Origin of the sequence: Streptococcus sp. DTU_2020_1000888_1_SI_GRL_NUU_041A, from assembly GCF_032387735.1 — a bacterium.
Lineage (GTDB): Bacteria > Bacillota > Bacilli > Lactobacillales > Streptococcaceae > Streptococcus > Streptococcus sanguinis.
The window spans coordinates 1,106,432-1,124,758 of record NZ_CP135591.1 but is presented as its reverse complement, the minus strand read 5'-3'; the positions used below and the strand labels follow the sequence as shown (position 1 = coordinate 1,124,758).

Annotated in this window: 16 protein-coding genes; 3 read left to right on the top strand and 13 right to left on the bottom strand. The window is 42.4% G+C overall.

The window, feature by feature from the left end; translation table 11 throughout:
- Positions 1-6 precede the first annotated feature (6 nt).
- Together RSK81_RS05440 and RSK81_RS05435 are read right to left on the bottom strand one after the other, a co-directional pair.
- Positions 7-825, bottom strand: coding sequence for a pyruvate, water dikinase regulatory protein (locus RSK81_RS05440; protein ID WP_080555413.1), 819 nt, complete (start codon positions 823-825; stop codon positions 7-9).
- A gap of 5 nt (positions 826-830) precedes the next feature.
- Positions 831-1,460, bottom strand: a complete 630-nt coding sequence (locus tag RSK81_RS05435) for a CBS domain-containing protein (RefSeq protein WP_002900467.1) — start codon at positions 1,458-1,460, stop codon at positions 831-833.
- 245 nt (positions 1,461-1,705) lie between these two features.
- Between RSK81_RS05435 and ppdK the strand changes: the two genes are divergently transcribed.
- Together ppdK and RSK81_RS05425 are read left to right on the top strand one after the other, a co-directional pair.
- Positions 1,706-4,327, top strand: a complete 2,622-nt coding sequence (gene ppdK, locus RSK81_RS05430; RefSeq protein WP_002902827.1) for a pyruvate, phosphate dikinase — start codon at positions 1,706-1,708, stop codon at positions 4,325-4,327.
- A 184-nt stretch (positions 4,328-4,511) separates the two neighbouring features.
- Entirely contained in the window at positions 4,512-4,928 is a 417-nt protein-coding gene (locus RSK81_RS05425) for a DUF6556 family protein (protein ID WP_002900470.1), read from the top strand.
- A 71-nt stretch (positions 4,929-4,999) separates the two neighbouring features.
- Here the strand turns inward: RSK81_RS05425 and RSK81_RS05420 are convergent, their stop codons facing one another.
- The 7 genes from RSK81_RS05420 to RSK81_RS05390 all read right to left on the bottom strand — a co-directional run bounded on the left by RSK81_RS05420 (position 5,000) and on the right by RSK81_RS05390 (position 12,370).
- Positions 5,000-6,070, bottom strand: coding sequence for an ABC transporter substrate-binding protein (locus tag RSK81_RS05420; protein WP_002906674.1), 1,071 nt, complete (start codon positions 6,068-6,070; stop codon positions 5,000-5,002).
- Positions 6,067-6,840, bottom strand: coding sequence for an ABC transporter permease (locus RSK81_RS05415; protein WP_002900472.1), 774 nt, complete (start codon positions 6,838-6,840; stop codon positions 6,067-6,069). Before RSK81_RS05415 ends, RSK81_RS05420 begins: the two co-directional genes overlap by 4 nt.
- The gene (locus RSK81_RS05410) at positions 6,837-7,643 is read right to left on the bottom strand and encodes an ABC transporter permease (RefSeq protein ID WP_002895634.1); all 807 of its coding nucleotides are present in this window, start codon (positions 7,641-7,643) and stop codon (positions 6,837-6,839) included. The genes RSK81_RS05415 and RSK81_RS05410 overlap by 4 nt, the downstream gene beginning before the upstream one ends.
- The gene (locus tag RSK81_RS05405; protein ID WP_002904388.1) at positions 7,624-8,781 is read right to left on the bottom strand and encodes an ABC transporter ATP-binding protein; all 1,158 of its coding nucleotides are present in this window, start codon (positions 8,779-8,781) and stop codon (positions 7,624-7,626) included. The genes RSK81_RS05410 and RSK81_RS05405 overlap by 20 nt, the downstream gene beginning before the upstream one ends.
- 181 nt (positions 8,782-8,962) lie before the next feature.
- Positions 8,963-9,868: a UDP-N-acetylmuramate dehydrogenase gene (gene murB / locus RSK81_RS05400; protein WP_002895636.1), complete on the bottom strand. Its 906-nt coding sequence runs from the start codon at positions 9,866-9,868 to the stop codon at positions 8,963-8,965.
- A gap of 347 nt (positions 9,869-10,215) precedes the next feature.
- Entirely contained in the window at positions 10,216-11,082 is an 867-nt protein-coding gene (gene thrB, locus RSK81_RS05395) for a homoserine kinase (protein WP_002900475.1), read from the bottom strand.
- 1 nt (position 11,083) lies between these two features.
- On the bottom strand, positions 11,084-12,370 hold the full coding sequence (locus RSK81_RS05390; protein WP_002900476.1) for a homoserine dehydrogenase: 1,287 nt from the start codon (positions 12,368-12,370) through the stop codon (positions 11,084-11,086).
- A 140-nt stretch (positions 12,371-12,510) separates the two neighbouring features.
- Between RSK81_RS05390 and RSK81_RS05385 the strand changes: the two genes are divergently transcribed.
- Positions 12,511-13,476, top strand: a complete 966-nt coding sequence (locus RSK81_RS05385; protein ID WP_002900478.1) for a polysaccharide deacetylase family protein — start codon at positions 12,511-12,513, stop codon at positions 13,474-13,476.
- Between the two features lie 104 nt (positions 13,477-13,580).
- On the opposite strand, the gene RSK81_RS05380 is transcribed toward RSK81_RS05385, so the two are convergent.
- The 4 genes from RSK81_RS05380 to RSK81_RS05365 form a co-directional block, all read right to left on the bottom strand.
- Positions 13,581-14,537 (bottom strand): ABC transporter permease, encoded by a 957-nt coding sequence (locus RSK81_RS05380; protein WP_002900479.1) that lies wholly within the window; start codon positions 14,535-14,537, stop codon positions 13,581-13,583.
- Between the two features lie 2 nt (positions 14,538-14,539).
- Positions 14,540-15,595, bottom strand: a complete 1,056-nt coding sequence (locus tag RSK81_RS05375) for an ABC transporter permease (protein WP_002900480.1) — start codon at positions 15,593-15,595, stop codon at positions 14,540-14,542.
- On the bottom strand, positions 15,588-17,120 hold the full coding sequence (locus RSK81_RS05370; protein ID WP_002900481.1) for an ABC transporter ATP-binding protein: 1,533 nt from the start codon (positions 17,118-17,120) through the stop codon (positions 15,588-15,590). Before RSK81_RS05370 ends, RSK81_RS05375 begins: the two co-directional genes overlap by 8 nt.
- Positions 17,121-17,256: 136 nt before the next feature.
- Positions 17,257-18,312 carry a BMP family protein gene (locus RSK81_RS05365; protein WP_002900482.1) on the bottom strand — a complete coding sequence of 352 codons (1,056 nt, stop codon included), beginning with the start codon at positions 18,310-18,312 and terminating at the stop codon, positions 17,257-17,259.
- Between the last annotated feature and the right edge of the window lie 15 nt (positions 18,313-18,327).

Below are 18,327 nucleotides of genomic sequence, written 5' to 3'. Positions count from 1 at the left end.
TCTCTCTTATCTCAATTTCTTCAAATGATCTTCAATCAAGAAAGCCGTCTCCTCGATTGACTTATCGGTGATATTGATGACATGAGCCCGATACTTTTTAAAGACTTCTTTTGAGTAGTCTAGTTCTTCGTATATCTTTTCCAGATCCGTGTAGCTGGTCGACTGGGTTAATCCCAGAGAATTCAAGCGATTACTGCGTATCTTAGACAGTTTTTCTGGCTCACATAAAAGGCCGATAATCCGCTCCGGATCAACCTTATCCAAAACTTGAGGCAGAGGGACTTCTGGAATCAAAGGCAGGTTAGAAACCTTATAGCCTTTATTAGCCAGATAAATACTGAGTGGCGTTTTAGAAGTACGTGAGACACCCAAGAGGACCAAGTCTGAATCTAAAAATCCTTGTGGTGCCTTGCCATCGTCGTATTTGACTGCAAACTCAATAGCAGAGATTTTATTAAAATACTCAGTGTCTAGCCGGTGCAGAGTACCCGGCACCTCTATAGGACTGGTGCCCGTCTTTTCTCTGATAATCTCAAAAAATGGATGCATCAAATCCAGATAAGCAAGGCCATTGGACTTACTGAACTCCCTAGCAGCTGCTGCCAAGTTGCCATCAACCAGTGTACTGATGACAAGGGCATCATCCTTGATGGCATCACGTAGAATTTCCAGCAATTCTTCTTCCTTGTTGATAAATGGGAAACGATAGCTGTTATTAAAAATAATATCTGGGTACTGGGCTGTCACTGCAGACAACAGCTTCTGCGAAGTCCCCCCCAAAGAATCCGAAATGCTGTAAACAATAATTTCTTTCTTCATATTTATTCCTCTTATCTATTAACCTCAGCGCTTCTGGCCTCTTGAATAATATAGTCCAGCAGAGCTGACTTGGTCACAGTTCCTAAAATTTTACGCTCATTATCCTTATCCACTACCGGCAGTGAATCAATCGCAAAATCCTGCAAAACCGCTGCCGCTTCCAAAATATTCATATCCTTGTAGCAAGTTTTTATATGGGGCATTCGGGTCATGCAGACCGCTACGGGAGTGCTATCAATGTTAGTATTGAGCGAAGCCCGCAGCAAGTCCTTACGCGACAAAATCCCCAAGAGCAGCTTATGCTCATCAATGACATAGAGAACATCCGCATCATACATAAATAAGGTAATAATGGCATCTTGAATAAAGGAATCATGAGATACCAAAACAGGCGAAGTCATAATCTCTGCCACTTCCTTTCGAAAGGTATCGAAAAAGAAAAGCGTCTCTAAATCCGAGCCTGAGTATGTGTAACCAACTTTAGGCGTAGCCTTCAAAATCCCAACCAAGGTCAGAAAAGACAGATCCGAACGCAGAGTCGCTCGAGAAATATCGAGTAATTCTGAAATTTTCTCGCCGCTGAGTGGCTGGTGTTCTTTAACAATTTCTACAATTTTCTTTTGCCGTTCACTTAATTTCAAATAGGTCTGACTCCTTCGTTCTTTATAATAGATGATTAGCCTGATTTCGATTAAAATTTAGGAATTATTGCTCATATTTCATTTTCAGACGTTTAAATAATCATCATTTTGTAACACATTATAGCAAAAAAAGAAAAAATGTCAATAAAACAGGATGCTTTTTTCTGTTGACAAATATATGTGATGTATATTACAATGTAGTTGTCCTACAATATGACACATATTTCATAATTTTGGAGGTAAATATGGCGAAATGGATTTACTCCTTCGAGGAAGGATGTGCAGATGACAAGGCTTTGCTTGGCGGAAAAGGAGCCAATCTAGCTGAAATGACCAATTTGGGACTGCCTGTCCCTCCAGGTTTTACTATTACCACAGAAAGCTGTATCGAATATTTAGAAAGTCCTTATTTCTTTGAATCTTCTTTAAAAGAAGATGTTTTGAAAGCGGTTACTGAATTAGAAGAAAAAACAGGTAAATATTTCAGTGGCAACGACTCAGCCTTGCTCTTAGTGTCTGTTCGAAGCGGAGCCAAGTTTTCCATGCCCGGCATGATGGACACTATTCTCAATCTAGGTCTAAACGATTTAAGAACCCAGACTCTGGCTGAGCAGACCAATGCTGACTTTGCCTACAACTGCTACCGACGTCTGCTGCAAATGTTTGCTGATGTGGTTTATGGCATTTCCAAAGACGAGTTCGATGACCTCTTGGGATATTTTGAAAGGAATGCTGGCAAACAGGCTAAGGATTTTACATTGGAAGAACATCAAGCATTAATCGACCAGTACAAGCAGCTTTATCGTGAGCATCATCAAACCTTCCCGCAAAGCTCTAAAGAGCAACTCTATGCTGCTATCAAGGCAGTCTTCAAGTCTTGGAATAATCCCCGAGCTCAGGTCTACCGCAACTTGAATGATATTCCTCATGACTTAGGAACAGCGGTAAATGTCCAAGCCATGGTTTTCGGAAATAGCGACCAAGCCAGTGGTACAGGAGTCGTCTTTACTAGAAACCCTGCCAGTGGTGAGCATCAGCTATTTGGCGAATTTTTGCTCAATGCACAAGGAGAGGATGTCGTAGCCGGCATTCGAACCCCTGAGCCTATTGCTGCACTTGAGACAGCTCTCCCTAAGGCCTATGCAGCCTTCCAAGATTATGCTAAGATTCTCGAAAACCACTACAAGGACATGCAAGATATTGAATTTACCATCGAAAAGGGTAAACTCTATATTCTCCAAACTAGAAACGGTAAACGGACTGCCAAGGCATCTTTGAAAATCGCCTTAGATCTGGTAGACGAGGGCATTATCAGCAAAAAAGAAGCTCTCCAGCGCGTATCTCCTGCTACGATTAGCCAACTCATCCATCCTGTATTTGAAGAAAAAGCTCTGCAAGATGCTCCTTTCTTGGCTCAAGGACTGCCAGCCAGCCCTGGTGCTGCAACTGGCGAGATTGTCTTTACAGCTGAGCGCGCCAAAGACTACCACTCCTTGGGTAAAAAGGTCATTCTAGTACGACAGGAAACTTCACCTGAAGACATTGAGGGTATGGTCGTCAGCCAAGCCATCGTGACCAGTCAGGGCGGTATGACCTCTCACGCAGCTGTCGTAGCTCGGGGAATGGGAACCTGCTGTGTGGCTGGCTGCAGTGAGCTGACCATCAGCGAGGATAGCAAAACCGTTTCCTGCGGAAATCTTGTCTTGACCGAAGGTGACGTCATTTCAGTTGATGGCAGCTCTGGGCGCATTTATAGCGGTGAGATTCCGACCGTCCTAGTCGAAAATGACCAAGAACTCCAACGACTGCTTTCATGGGCAGACGAAGTCGCACAGCTCAAAGTCCGTGCCAACGCAGAGACCGTTCAAGATCTAAAAACAGCTATTAAGTTTGGGGCAAAGGGTATTGGTCTGGCTCGTACCGAACACATGTTCTTTGGCCAGGAACGGATTCTAGAAATGCGGCGCCTAATTCTAGCCGACAACGAATTGGAAACCAGATCCGCCCTCAAAAAACTGCTGGAGTTCCAAGAAGAAGACTTCTATCAAATGTTCAAAGCAGTTCAAGACAAACCTATGATTATCCGTCTTTTGGATCCGCCTATGCATGAATTTCTACCTAAAGATTCACAGGAAATCAAGGCTTTAGCTGACAAGCTGCACAAGTCACCAGAAAAACTGACTCGCCACATTGAGCAGCTGCAAGAAAGCAATCCTATGCTAGGCCACCGCGGCTGTCGTCTGGGGATTACGCAACCAGAGATTTACAAGATGCAGGTCGAAGCCCTCTTCAAGAGTGCTATCAAGCTGAGTCAGGAAGGATTGACTGTCAAGCCAGAAATCATGATTCCGCTGATTGCAGACAAAGCCGAGCTGGACTCTGTCAAAGCCGTTCTCAACCAACATATCAACAAATTCTTTAGGCATCAAGGTCTGGAGCCTTTCCCTTATGAAATTGGCACCATGATTGAACTTCCGCGCGCCTGTCTGGTTGCAGACCAGCTGGCTCAGGAAGCAGACTTCTTCAGCTTTGGTACTAACGATCTGACCCAGATGACCTACGGTTTCTCACGGGACGATATTGGAAAATTCATCGGCCACTACAAAGAGAAAGAAATCCTTCCTTTTGATCCTTTCCAAACTGTCGATCAAGACGGCGTTGGTGAATTGATGCGGATAGCTATCCGCAAAGGGCGTCAAGTCAAGCCTGAACTTCCTATCGGCATTTGTGGCGAGGTCGGTGGCGATCCTGCTTCCATCCCCTTCTTCCAAGAAATTGGCGTCACCTATGTCTCCTGCTCTCCTTATCGAGTTCCAGCAGCTAGGCTAGCTGTCGCTCAAGCGGCACTCCAAGATGAGAAGGCGTGATTACTTTGCTATTCTAGCTCAAGAAGCTGCTCAACCAAAATTTGAGCAGCTTCTTTTCTTAACAGCAATATTCTGTGTGCGTTTTCATAGATAAAAATTTGATTTTTTTAAGACATTTTCAGATAAAAAACGTATAATGAGAGATAAGAAATCATTGAAATTTTAAAAGGAGATTCTTTCGAGCATGGAAAACTATTCTCGCAGCAATAAAAATAAGACAAAATCATCTAAAAAACCTACTAAACAGCATATTAAAACTGGACTTTCAGCCTTCCAAAAGACTATTGCAACGGTTGCCAGTATCTTGTCCATCATCATTGCCAGCATCACGATCATGAATCTGACTGGCCATAAGGATGAAAAATCAAAAACTGATACCAGTAGCTCTACTGCAACGACTACTATTATCAAGGAAATCGAAAAAGAAACAAGCAGCCCTGCTTCAACAACTGCAACTGATACAGCTGCTTCCAGCAGTGATGCAACAGCAGTTGAGACTAGTGCGTCTAGCTCTACGGCTGATACAGCAGCAGGCGACACTACTGCCTCTAGCTCTGCTGCAGATACAGCAACCAACACTCAGACTGAAGCTTCAAACTAAGCAAGCAGCAAACGCCCAGCTCATTGAGCCAGGCGTTTTTTTTGTATTCATCAAGCAACCTTACTTGACTATCACTTCCGATACATCTTGACTTGAAGATAGAGGTCATTGTAGGTTCCCAACCATTTAGGGCCCAACTGCTCATAAACTTCCAGATGTTTCATCGTTTCCTCAGTCGGATAAAAAGCCTCATCTTCCTGAGTTTCCTTAGGCAACATGGCCTTGGCAGGAAGATTTGGTGTCGCATAACCAACATAAAGGGCATTTTTATAAGCATTTTCCGGTCTCAGCATAAAGTTAATAAACTGATAGGCTGCTTTTTTATTTTTGACCGTTTTAGGAATGACAATATTGTCAAACCAAAGGTTGCTGGCTTCTGTAGGCACGACATAGCGTAGGTCTTCATTAGCCTCCAGCATCTGACGAGCCTCGCCAGAAAAGGTCACACCGATAGCTGCATTGTTCTGAATCATGTATCCCTTCATCTCATCAGCTACAATAGCCTTGATATTTGGCGTCAGAGTATAGAGCTTGTCGACAGCTTCCTGCAGCTGATTAGCATCTTTGGAGTTGAGACTATGACCGTCTGAGTTCAGACCAATTCCCATGACTTCACGAGCTCCATCAATTATCATGATGGAGTTTTTGTATTCAGGACGCCAGAGGTCATTCCAATGCTCCGGAGCTTTATCAACCATTTTTTCATTGTAGACAATACCCAGCGTTCCCCAAAAATAAGGAATCGAGTACTGATTTCCTGGATCGAAAGGCTGGTCTAAAAAGTCAGATCCGATATTTTCCAAACCTTTAATCTGGCTATGATCTAGCTTCTCCACCAAGCCTTCCTTCATCATCTTGGCAATCATATATTCACTAGGAATGGCAATGTCGTAGGTTGTGCCGCCCTGCTTCACTTTTGTATACATAGCTTCATTGGAGTCAAAGGTATCGTACTGGATTTGGACACCAGTTTCTTTAGTAAACTCAGTCAGCAGCTCAGGATCGATATAGTCACCCCAGTTGTAAATGACCAGCTTATCGCTTTCCTTACTCTGCGTCCGACTTTCAATCTGGTAGCTGACACCCCACAAGACTAAGATAATCAGCAGAATTCCCGCTAAAAATGAATAGAGTTTTCTCATACAGTCTCCTCCTTCTCACGGGTGATAAAGTAATACCCAATTACCAAAGCAATGCTGAAGAGAAAGACCAAGGCTGACAGGGCATTGATTTCCAGAGAAATTCCCTGACGAGCGCGGGAGTATATCTCAACAGACAGAGTTGAGAAGCCATTGCCTGTAACGAAGAAGGTCACTGCAAAGTCATCTAGTGAATAGGTAAAGGCCATGAAGTAGCCAGCGATGATGGCTGGAGTCAGATAAGGCAGCATGATTTCTTTTAGCATTTGCAATTGGCTGGCGCCTAAGTCATAAGCAGCCTTAATCATATCATCATTCATTTCCTTCAGACGCGGAAGAATCATCAACACCACAATCGGAATGGAAAAGGCCACATGACTAGCCAGCACAGAAAGGAAGCCCAGCTGGAATTTAGCAGTAGTAAAGAGAATCAGAAAACTGGCTCCAATCATGACATCCGGAGCTACCATGAGGATATTGTTGATAGACAGAAAGGCATCCTGATATTTCTTGCGGGCTTGATAAATATAGATGGCTCCAAAAGTCCCAATCAGAGTCGCAATCAATGAAGACAGGAAAGCCAGAAAGAAGGTCTGAACCAAAATCAGAATCAGACGTGAATCCTCAAAGAGATTCTGGAAATGGCTGAGACTGAATCCTGTAAAACGATTCATGTCTTCCCCAGCATTAAAGGCATAAGCAATCAGATAGAAAATTGGAATGTAGAGCACCAAAAAGACAAAGGCCAAATAGAGATTCGCAATTTTTTTCATCGCCCTCTCCTTTCCTTGGTTGCCCACATGGTAAAGAGCATAGCAACAATCAGCACCACTCCGATAGTAGAGCCCATGCCCCAGTTTTGAGTAGTCAGGAAGTGCTGCTCAATAGCAGTTCCCAGAGTAATCACTCGATTACCGCCGATTAAGCGGGTCAGCATGAAGAGACTGAGACTAGGGATAAAGACTGACTGCACCCCACTTCTGACACCATTCAAGGACAAAGGGAAAACAACCCGACGGAAAGTCTCCCAGCGATTAGCTCCCAAGTCATAGCTGGCATTGATAAGATTTGGATCCAAATCATCCAGAACATTGAAAATGGGCAGAATCATAAAAGGCAGCTCGATGTAGCTGGCTACAAAGATAAATGAAAAGTCCGTAAAGAGAATCTGCTGCGGTCCTACTCCGATAAAAGTCAAAAATTGGTTAATTGAGCCATTCTGACCAAAAATACCGATGAAAGCATAAGCTTTGAGCAGAAGATTGATCCAGGTCGGCAGGACAATCAGCATGAGCCAGAGCTGCTTGTGCTTGAGCTGAGTCAAAAAGAATGCGGTCGGATAGGAAATCAGCAGGGTTACGACAGTAATAATTCCTGCATAAAGAACCGAATTCAGACTCATCTTGAGATAGGTCCAGTTCTGCGATGTGAAGTAGGTCTGGTAATTTTCCAGCGTAAACTGGCCCTCAATGTTGAAGAAGGACTTCCAGATAATCATGACAACAGGTGCCAAGACAAAGAGGAAAATCCAGAGCAGGTAGGGCAAGAGAAAAAGATTAGAGGTTGTTTTCTTCATCGCGTTCCTCCTCAATAGCATTGATCAGCCCCGCTTCCTGCTCTTCTACTTCTACATATTCTTCGATACGGGCATCGAATTCTTCTTCAGTTTCATTGAGACGCATGATATGGATATCTTCAGGCTCGAAATGTAGACCAATTTCTTCACCAACAATGGCCTTGCGAGTCGAGTGAATCATCCATTCATTGCCCAGTTCATCATAAGCGATAATCTCATAGTGAACGCCACGGAAAAGCTGGGTATCAACTTTAACCTGCAGCTTGCCTTCTTCTGGCAGAGTAATCCGCAAGTCCTCCGGCCGAATCACCACTTCAACAGATTCATTTGGGCGCATCCCACCATCCACTGCTTCAAAGCGCTTGCCGTTAAACTCAACCAGATAGTCCTCAATCATCTTACCTGGCAGAATATTGGACTCGCCAATGAAGGTTGCAACAAAGTGGTTGATGGGCTCGTCATAAATATCAACAGGCGTCCCCGACTGAACAATCTCGCCGTCATTCATAACGAAAATCCAGTCGCTCATAGCCAGAGCTTCCTCTTGGTCGTGCGTGACAAAGACAAAGGTAATGCCGAGACGCTGCTGCAATTCCCGCAACTCATACTGCATATCTGTACGCAGCTTCAAATCCAGAGCAGACAGCGGCTCATCCAGTAAAACAACCCGCGGCTGATTAATGATTGCCCGCGCGATGGCTACACGCTGGCGCTGACCGCCCGACAGTTTGCGAATAGAACGGCGCTCAAAACCTTCTAGCTGAACCATTTTCAGCACTTCAGCAACCCGCTCTTGAATTTCTTTTTTATCAACCTTGCGCAGACGCAGCGGAAAGGCAACATTTTCAAAAACATTCATATGCGGAAACAGTGCATAGGACTGAAAAACCGTGTGGACGTCTCTTTTATTAGTGGGAATATCATTGATGCGGACGCCATCAAGAAAAATATCCCCGTCTGTCGCGTCTAAAAGACCAGCAATGATGTTCAGAATCGTTGATTTACCAGAGCCGGAAGAGCCTAGCAAAGTATAGAACTTTCCTTCTTCCAGCTCGAAATTAATATCTTTCAGAACGACAGTATTATTATCTTCAAAAACTTTTGAAACGTTTTTAAACTCGATGATTGGTTTTTTCAATTGTCATAAATTCCTTCTTTCTCGTATTAACAGATTAAGGGTTCTGTCAGACCGCTGCTACCTCGTGAGGGCTGTAAAGGCCCTTTATAAATTCCGTGTCGATAGGCTTTCACCCCCTTACTAAGTTGCAGCCAGCTGCAGTTCCTTATCCAGCATACTTCTACTGGAAATCATATCTGTCTTACAGAGATTCACCAATGATGCGGACTTCGCGCTCCAGAGTAATACCTGAATTTTCCCGCACCCTTTCAATCACATGAGCGATAAGATTTTCGTAATCTTGAGCCGTTCCTTTATCGACGTTAATCATAAAGCCGGCATGCTTCTCAGATACCTCTACACCACCGATACGATGCCCCTTAAGGCCTGCCTCACTAATCAGCTGACCAGCAAAGTGACCCAAAGGACGCTTGAAAACAGAGCCACAGGATGGATATTCCAAAGGCTGCTTGAGCTCCCGCAGATGGGTTAAGCGCTCCATTTCCTGACGAATCGTTCTGTGAACACCAGGCGAAAGAGCAAACTTAGCAGAAATAACAATGTCGCCTGTTTCCTGAACAAGTGAGTGACGATAGCCGAACTTCATATCCCGAACGTCCAACGTTTTGACTTGGCCCTGAGGAGTCAGTACCTTGCAAGATACCAAGACATGAGCAATCTCGCCGCCATAAGCCCCGGCGTTCATAAAGACAGCTCCGCCAACGCTGCCTGGAATACCACAAGCGAACTCAAAGCCAGTCAGACTATTCTGCAGAGCGATATGGGTTGTCTGAATCAGATTAGCTCCGGCCTCTGCCTCAATCATATAGCCATCCACCGCTACATTGTTGAGCTTGTCAAACATAATCACGAAACCTCGGATACCGCCGTCTCGCACAATGATATTACTGGCATTTCCCAGCACCATCCAAGGAATGTCTTCTTGATTGGCAAAATTAACAATACGAGCCAGCTCATAACGATTGCGGGGAAAAACTAAGAAATCGGCTGCGCCCCCGACCTTTGTGTAGGTGTATTGACTCAAAGGCTCATTGAAGCGAATGTCGATTCCTTCTAATTCGGTTTTTAATTTCTCTAGTTTTTGCATGATTTTCTCTCTTTTATGTAAACAAAATACACTCTATTATATCAAAAATCTATGGCATTTACGATAGATTACAAAGAAAAAGCTGAGAAAGGTCAGCTTTTTAACGCTTATAATTGTCTAGTAGTAAAACGCTGTGTTTGAGTAGAAAGAGCATTCCTGATGGCACCGAAAGCTAACTCACTCGCCAGAGCCTGTAATTCTAAATAATCCATAAAGTGAATTATCCTCCTTTAAGCTAGACCCATTATAGCACAGTTAGGTATAAAAAGATAGGGATATCCACTCCTTCTATTGTATACGTGTTCCTAGAAAAGAAAAAAGAGGCTCATGGAAAACCTCTTGATGATTTATTTTTCTACCTGGACACCCTCAGTATCCACCTGAAGCCGGAAGATTTGCCCCTTGAAATTCTGTTTTTGCAGAAGCTGATAAATCGTCTCCGTCTTGTGCTTAGGCGATAAGACCATAACAGTCGGTCCCGCTCCTGAGATATAGGTTGCGTAAGAGCCGTTTTTTCTGGCTAAGAACTTAATATCTGAAAATTCCTTGATTAAAGGTTGACGGTATTTTTCGTGGAACAAATCTGACTCGATAGCCCGACCAGCGATTTTCATATCACCTTTTAAAAGAGCTGCAATCGCAACATTGGCAATGGAACTAGCCGCAACAGCTTCCTTGTAAGAAAGCCGATTTGGTAAGACTTGGCGGCTCTCAACCGTCCGAAGCTCATAGTCTGGGATATAGGCGATGAAGTCTGCATCCGGAAAGTCCGCTACCACAGCAGATACCTGATTTCTAGATGAGCTAGATACGACCAAATTACCATAAATCGCTGGCGCAACATTGTCAGGATGACCTTCAATCTTTGTAGCAATTTTTAGCTTCTGATAATCCGACAAATTAAGATGAGCCAGCTGGTTGGCCAATTCAATCCCAGCCACAATGACCGAACTAGAAGACCCAAGTCCACGAGCCAATGGAATATCACTGGTCATTTTCAAACGGCGTGGCTGAATATCTGGAGCCAACTGCAGGGCAATCTTAACCAGTAAATTGCGTCGGTCCTTAGGAATTCTCGGATTGAGGTCATGCTCAATCACCCACTCCTGACTTTCTTCCAAGACTTCAATTTCCAGATATTTTGACAGGGCTACCCCAACGGAGTCAAAGCCAGGACCGATATTGGCACTGGTCGCTGGTACAATAATTTTCATCTTAATCTCCTAATACTTTGAAGGTATTGAGCAAGTCAAACTCAGCAACTTCTTTGAGCTTAGCAGTGACATTTTCCAGCTGTGTCTTACTGACAGCATGGGTAATAATCACCACGCGAGCCTTCTCACCATCTGTACCTTCCTGCAGAATCTGCTTAAAGGAAATATCCTCAGCATTGAAAATCTCAGCCAAATGCAGAACTTGGCCTTTAGAATCAGGTGCCAAGATAGAGAAGTAATAGCTACTCTTCACATCTTCTGGCTTAGCTAGCACAAGCTCACGGCTGAATTCATTAAAGGCCTTGCCAACTGTTCCTTCATTCAAACGGCGGCTGATACGGACAATATCTGCCACAACACTAGTTGCAGTTGGTTTTTGACCTGCTCCTGGTCCGTAGTACATGGATTCTCCGATGCCGATGGATTCGACAAAGACGGCGTTCATCACCCCATTAACACTAGCCAGGGGATGAGCTTTTGGCAGAAAAGTTGGAGCCACTTCTGCTGCAATACCTGATGCTGTTTCTTCGATAGAACCAACCAGCTTGACTACATAGCCCAGATCTTGAGCAACAGCCACATCTTCTGGTGTGATATGACGAATTCCCTGATGACCCACATCTTCAAACTTAACATTCATACCAAAAGCGAACTGACTAAGAATGACCATCTTGTAAGCCGCATCAATCCCATCTACGTCATTGGTTGGGTCGCTTTCAGCAAAGCCAAGGCGTTGTGCTTCAGCAAGAGCGTCTTCATAAGACCAACCCTCTTCCACCATCTTGGTCATCATAAAGTTAGAGGTTCCATTGACCACACCCAAGATACGGGTAATTTTGTCAGAAGCTAATGAATTAACCAAGGTACGCAGGATCGGAATCCCACCGGCAACAGCTGCTTCATAATAGAGAGCTACATTTTGCTTTTGAGCAATTTCCAGCAACTCTGCTCCGTGAACAGCCAGCAAGTCCTTATTGGCCGTTACCACATGTTTGCCAGCTTCAAGAGCACTAGTGATGAACGTTTTCGCTGGCTCGATTCGTCCCATCAATTCTACAACGATAGTAATCTCAGGATCCTTCAGAATTTCTTCAACATTTGTGACAAAGTTAAAGTCATTTCCAGCTGCTAAAAGACGATCTTTTTCAGCATCATCTTTGACCAAGACTTTAGCAACCTCAATCTCTGAATGAGCCGCTTGAACGATTTTTTCTCCGTTTTCTTTCAGTAAAAAAGGCACACCGCTTGCCACTGTTCCAAAACCAAGTAAAGCTATTTTAATAGACATGAAGCACTCCTTGAAAATTTCTTGTATAAAAAATATTATAACAAAATTATAAAAAAATGCCTACAAAACTACTTCTTTATTTGTTATAATAGATGTAAATTTCCGCAAGGAATTGTAATTTTTTAAAAAAAGGAGATATTATGACAGGAAAACACAGAGGAAATCGCATGCAGCAACGCAAAGCTAGGAAAAGAGCTATTTTGCTTTCTTTAACGAGTTTATTACTTTTTCTCGTCCTGATTGTAGGTGGCTTTTCTTTACTAGCTAAGCTGCAAAACTCGCACAACCAAAAAGAAGCTAATAACGTGTCAACGAACCAAGTCAATACTTCATCTAAAACTTCGTCAGCACCGACTCGGGAAAAAAAGACGACTTCGGATGACAGTAGCAAAGACAAGGTCAAATGGGTCAAGCAAGACCAGCCAGTTCAAGTTCCTATCTTGATGTATCATGCCATTCACGTCATGGACCCATCAGAAGCAGCTAATGCTGGTTTGATTGTAGATCCAGCTACATTTGAAAGCCATCTGAAAGCCTTGAAAGACGCAGGCTACTATCCACTAACACCGGCAGAAGCATACAAAGTCCTGACGGAGAATGTCCTGCCAGAAAACAAAAGAGTCGTCTGGCTGACCTTCGATGATAGTTTAAAGGATTTCTATACTAATGCCTTTCCACTTCTCCAGAAATATGACATGAAAGCAACCAATAATGTCATTACCGGATTTGTTCAAGCAGGGCGTGAAGATATGCTGACGCTAGATGAGATAAAGGAAATGAAGGAAAAAGGCATGTCCTTTGAAGACCATACCGTCAACCATCCTGACCTCTCAGCGACTGCAGAAGACCAACAAAAAATTGAGTTAAAAGACTCCAAGTCTTACTTGGACAAAGAACTGTCTCAAACAACTACTACCGTTGCTTATCCATCTGGACGTTACAGCGATGCAACCTTGCAGATTGCTGAAAGCCTTGGCTACAAGATGGGACTGACAACCAATAACGGTCTAGCTTCTCTATCCAATGGCTTGCTCTCACTCAACCGAGTACGCGTAAACCCAACCACCACTGCAGAAGACCTGCTAAATGAAATCGCAACAAACTAATCTTAAAAAAACCTGTTTCAGACGAAGCAGGCTTTTTCTATTCCTATGATTGTATCTTCTTCAAATCACAAAAAACACCAGTTCTTTGGAACTGGTGTAAAGGTTTATTTAGACTTGATATAGTTGATACCATCCGCTTTTGGAGCAACTGATTTACCAAAGAATGCGGCTAAAACAATGATTGTCAAGGCATAAGGCGCGATACGAAGATAAACCGCAGGTATATGAGCAAGGAAAGGAATCTGAGTAGAAACAACAGCTAGGGCTTGGGAAAGTCCAAAGAAAAGACTTGAAAGCATAGCACCTATTGGATTCCATTTGCCAAAAATCATGGCAGCTAAAGCGATAAATCCAGGGCCAACAATCGTCGTAGCAGAGAAATTAACCGAAGCAGATTGAGCATACAAAGCTCCACCTACTCCTCCCAAAAATCCTGAAATCAACACTCCGTAGTAACGCATGAGATAAACGTTAATCCCTAATGTATCAGCAGCTTGAGGATGTTCACCTACTGAGCGTAAGCGAAGCCCAAATTTCGTCTTAAACATGATGAACCAAGCTAAAAATGAGAATCCAACAGCAATGTAACCCATCAAGCTAGTATTCTTAAAGAAAATATCTCCAATAACAGGAATATTAGACAAAATTGGAAAATCAAATTTACCAAAGGACAAATCAATATTATTAGTTTGTCCTTTTCCATAAATAGCTTTCACAAGAAAGACAGCTAAAGCTGGCGCCAGCAAGTTCAGTACAGTACCGCTAACAACATGATCAGCACGAAAATTAATGGTTGCTACTGCATGAATCGCAGAAAAAATAAGACCAACTAAACCACCTGCGAGAAGAGAAAGCCAAATAGTCATTCCTCCTAAGCTTTCAGCGAAAGTCAGGTTAAAAACAACTCCTGTAAAAGCTCCCATGACCATGATGCCTTCCAAGCCAACATTAACTACACCAGCATGCTCAGAATAAGCACCTCCAATACTGGTGAAAATGAGAGGAGCGGCATAGACCAGCATATTTGATACAAGTATTGTTAGAATAGCAACAATATTCATCTTTACTCTACTCCTTTCATTCGTTTTTTAGGTTTGATATATTTTTCAATAATGTAGTGAGCACTTACAAAGAAGATAATGGAAGCTGTTACAATATTGACAAGTTCTGGAGGAATAGTAGCCGTTGTCATACCAGGCGCACCAGTTTGCAATGTCCCAAGTAGAAACGCTGCAAAAATGATTCCGATAGGAGAGTTGCTAGCAAGAAGAGCAACTGCCATACCATTAAATCCAACAGCCAGAGATCCTGCTTGAACATAAACGTTCTGGAAAGTACCTATACCCTCAACTGCTCCTCCAATACCACAAAGAGCTCCAGAAATCACCATTGAAAGAATAATAGTACGTTTCGCCGACATCCCTGCATAATCTGAAGCATTTGGATTGAGACCTACTGAGCGAATTTCAAATCCAAGTGTGGTTTTCTTTATGATAAACCAAATTACAGCAACAGCAATCAAAGCAATGAAAATTCCAATATTCATACGTGACTTAGTAAGCTCTGTAAGAAAGTCTAGACGATAGCTAGCGTTTGCCGAAACAGGAATACTCGATTCGGAATCAACCATTAGTTTTTTAGGAAAATTCCGAATAATTTCATTTCCAGCAAAAAGAACAATATAGTTCATCATAATGGTAACAATAACTTCGCTTGTACCTAAAAATGCTCTTAACAAACCCGGAATTAAACCGATTAAACCACCGGCAACTGCTGCTACAAGGACAGTCAGCGGTAACATTGCAAAACGAGGAATGGTTGGAAAAGATAGGGCAAACCAAACACCTGCAATCCAACCTGCCAAAGCTTGACCAGGTAAACCAACATTGAAAAAACCAGCACGACTAGCCACTGCAAACCCAAGAGCAATCAAAATTAGAGGCCCCATGGTTCGGAAAATTTCTCCAATATTTTTAATGGAACCAAAAGCTGTTTTGAACAACTCTTCATAACCCCACAAGGCATCATAACCAAAAATCCACATGATGATGGCGCCAAGTAAGATTCCTAAAAGAACTGAAATAAAAGGAATAGCAATTTGCTGTGTTTTTTTATCCATTAGAACCCTCCTTGATTTTTCCACCAGCCATGAGAATACCAAGTTCTTGCTTATTAGTTTCAGATGGCTTTACAATTCCTTGAATCTTTCCATCGTGAATAACAGCAATACGGTCTGATAAATTAAGAATTTCGTCTAATTCAAAGCTTACAACAAGAACGGCTTTTCCTTTATCACGTTCAGAAATTAAGCGCTTATGAATATACTCAATCGCACCAACATCCAATCCGCGAGTAGGTTGACTGACAATTAATAGATCTGGATTACGATCAACTTCTCGAGCAATAATAGCTTTTTGTTGATTTCCCCCTGACAAAGCACCTGCTGGAACAAGTTCACTAGCTGCTCTAACGTCAAATTCTTCCATCAATTTACGGGCATATGAATTAATTTGATTATAATTCAAAACACCTTTGTTACTGAGCGGTTCTTTATAGTAAGTCTGGAGAGCAATATTTTCAGAAAGCATCATTTCAAGTACCAAACCATCACGATGACGATCCTCAGGTACATGACTTACTTGCATTTCTGTAATCTTTCGTGGAGAAAGTCCTACAACTTCCCTTCCTTTGATTTTAATACTTCCTGATTTTACTTTTCGAAGTCCTGTAATAGCCTGAATCAACTCACTCTGACCGTTACCGTCAATCCCAGCAACTCCTACGATTTCACCTGCATGAACATCAAGAGAAAGCTCTTTAACAGCTGGTACACCACGATTCTCATTCACTATCAAATCAGAAATTTGAAGTACAACGTCTTTCGGTTTAGCTTCTTCCTTTTCAGTAACAAAAGAAACCGAACGTCCAACCATCATTTCAGCCAAATCTTTATTTGAAACGCCCTCAATGCTAACGGTTTCAATTGATTTTCCACGGCGAATAACTGTGACACGATCCGCTACTGCTCGAATTTCATCTAGTTTATGAGTAATCAGGATAATTGATTTCCCTTCTTTAACAAGAGTTTTCATAATATCCATTAATTCCAAAATTTCAGCAGGGGTCAATACTGCCGTTGGCTCATCAAAGATCAAAATTTCGGCACCACGATAGAGGGTCTTCAGGATTTCTACACGTTGTTGGGCACCAACAGAAATATCTTCAACCTTAGCTGTTGGGTCAACAGCTAAGCCATAGCGTTCTGATAATTCAAGGATATCTGCATTAGCTTTTTTCAAATCTAATACACCTTTATTCGTTATTTCGCTACCAAGAATAATGTTTTCAGCAACAGTAAATGCTTCAACCAACATAAAGTGCTGATGAACCATTCCTATTCCGAGAGCTGCAGCCCTAGAAGGAGAATCCAATTTTTCCGATTTTCCGTTGACAAAAATTTCTCCACTAGTTGGCTCTAAAAGACCAGCCAACATATTCATCAAGGTAGATTTCCCAGCTCCATTTTCACCAAGAAGTGCATGAATCTCACCTTTCCGCAGTTGTAGGTTGATTTTGTCATTTGCGACAAATTCACCAAAAACTTTGGTTATCTCACGCATCTCAATGACATTTTCATGTGCCATTAGAGTATTCCTTTCTAGAAAATTATATTTTATTTCAGTAGAGCCTACTAATCAAGTTAGTAGGCTCTATTGAGACAAAATGTCTCAATACCCTAAAAAAGCAACCCAAGAAGGTTGGGTCGCTTCTGGATCTTTATTATTTTTCAGGTGCTTTTACACTACCATCAATAATCTGTTTCTTAGCATCTTCTACAGCTTTTTTAGCATCTTCAGATAGGTTGGAAGTTGTCAATTCAACTCCACCATCTTTCAAACCAAATGTAATTACTTTCCCACCCGGGAATTTACCATCAGCTGTTTGAGTAGCAATCTCTTGAACAGTTTTGCCAACTTGTTTTAAGCTGGAAGCAAGTACAAAGTTAGATTCCTTGCCATCTTTAGACTTGTATTTACCTTCTTCAGCTTGATCACGATCGACACCGATTACCCAAACTTTTTCATCTTCATTTTTCTTCTCATTCAAGTCTTTTGCTTCTTTAAAGACACCTGCTCCAGTACCACCAGCAGCTTGATAAACCACGTCAGCTCCTGCGGCATATTGGGTTGCAGCAATAGTTCTTCCTTTTTCAGGATTATTAAAGTCTTCAGCATATTGAATATCAACTGAAATATCTTTGTTAACAGACTTCACTCCTGCTTCAAAGCCTTTTTCAAAACGAGTGATAACTTCGCCACGTGCTCCTCCAATAAAACCAACTTTGTTAGTCTTAGTAGTTTTTGCAGCAGCAACACCGGCAAGGTAAGCAGCTTCATTATCAGCAAAAACAGCAGATGCTACATTCTTCTTGTCTTTGATAACAGAATCAATAATAACATAATTAATATCAGCATTTTCATCAGCAGCAGCTGTAACAGCAGGTGCTAATTTATAACCAACGCCATAAACTAATTTATAGCCATTTGTAGCTGCTTGACTGAAGTTATTCGCAAAATCCGCTTCACTTGTAGACTGGTAGTAAGTAAAGCCGTTATCTTTAGAAAGACCGTTTTCTTTACCCCAAGCTTGCAAACCTTCCCATGCAGACTGGTTAAATGACTTATCATCAACACCGCCAGTATCAGTTACGATAGCAGCCTTCAGATCAGTTTTCGCGTCTGAAGAATCTGAGCGAGAAGCACGGTTTCCACATGCAGCAAGTCCGAATGCTGCGACAGTTACTAGACCAAGACCTAGCCATTGTTTTTTGTTCATTTCTGAACCTCCTAA

Coding starts and splice junctions, on each gene's coding strand:
- RSK81_RS05375 (WP_002900480.1), bottom strand. CDS start 15,595: ATGGATAAAAAAACACAGCAAATTGCTATTCCTTTTATTTCAGTTCTT.
- RSK81_RS05415 (WP_002900472.1), bottom strand. CDS start 6,840: ATGAAAAAAATTGCGAATCTCTATTTGGCCTTTGTCTTTTTGGTGCTC.
- murB (WP_002895636.1), bottom strand. CDS start 9,868: ATGCAAAAACTAGAGAAATTAAAAACCGAATTAGAAGGAATCGACATT.
- RSK81_RS05390 (WP_002900476.1), bottom strand. CDS start 12,370: ATGTCTATTAAAATAGCTTTACTTGGTTTTGGAACAGTGGCAAGCGGT.
- RSK81_RS05420 (WP_002906674.1), bottom strand. CDS start 6,070: ATGAGAAAACTCTATTCATTTTTAGCGGGAATTCTGCTGATTATCTTA.
- RSK81_RS05410 (WP_002895634.1), bottom strand. CDS start 7,643: ATGAAGAAAACAACCTCTAATCTTTTTCTCTTGCCCTACCTGCTCTGG.
- RSK81_RS05385 (WP_002900478.1), top strand. CDS start 12,511: ATGACAGGAAAACACAGAGGAAATCGCATGCAGCAACGCAAAGCTAGG.
- ppdK (WP_002902827.1), top strand. CDS start 1,706: ATGGCGAAATGGATTTACTCCTTCGAGGAAGGATGTGCAGATGACAAG.
- RSK81_RS05365 (WP_002900482.1), bottom strand. CDS start 18,312: ATGAACAAAAAACAATGGCTAGGTCTTGGTCTAGTAACTGTCGCAGCA.
- RSK81_RS05380 (WP_002900479.1), bottom strand. CDS start 14,537: ATGAATATTGTTGCTATTCTAACAATACTTGTATCAAATATGCTGGTC.
- thrB (WP_002900475.1), bottom strand. CDS start 11,082: ATGAAAATTATTGTACCAGCGACCAGTGCCAATATCGGTCCTGGCTTT.
- RSK81_RS05425 (WP_002900470.1), top strand. CDS start 4,512: ATGGAAAACTATTCTCGCAGCAATAAAAATAAGACAAAATCATCTAAA.
- RSK81_RS05370 (WP_002900481.1), bottom strand. CDS start 17,120: ATGGCACATGAAAATGTCATTGAGATGCGTGAGATAACCAAAGTTTTT.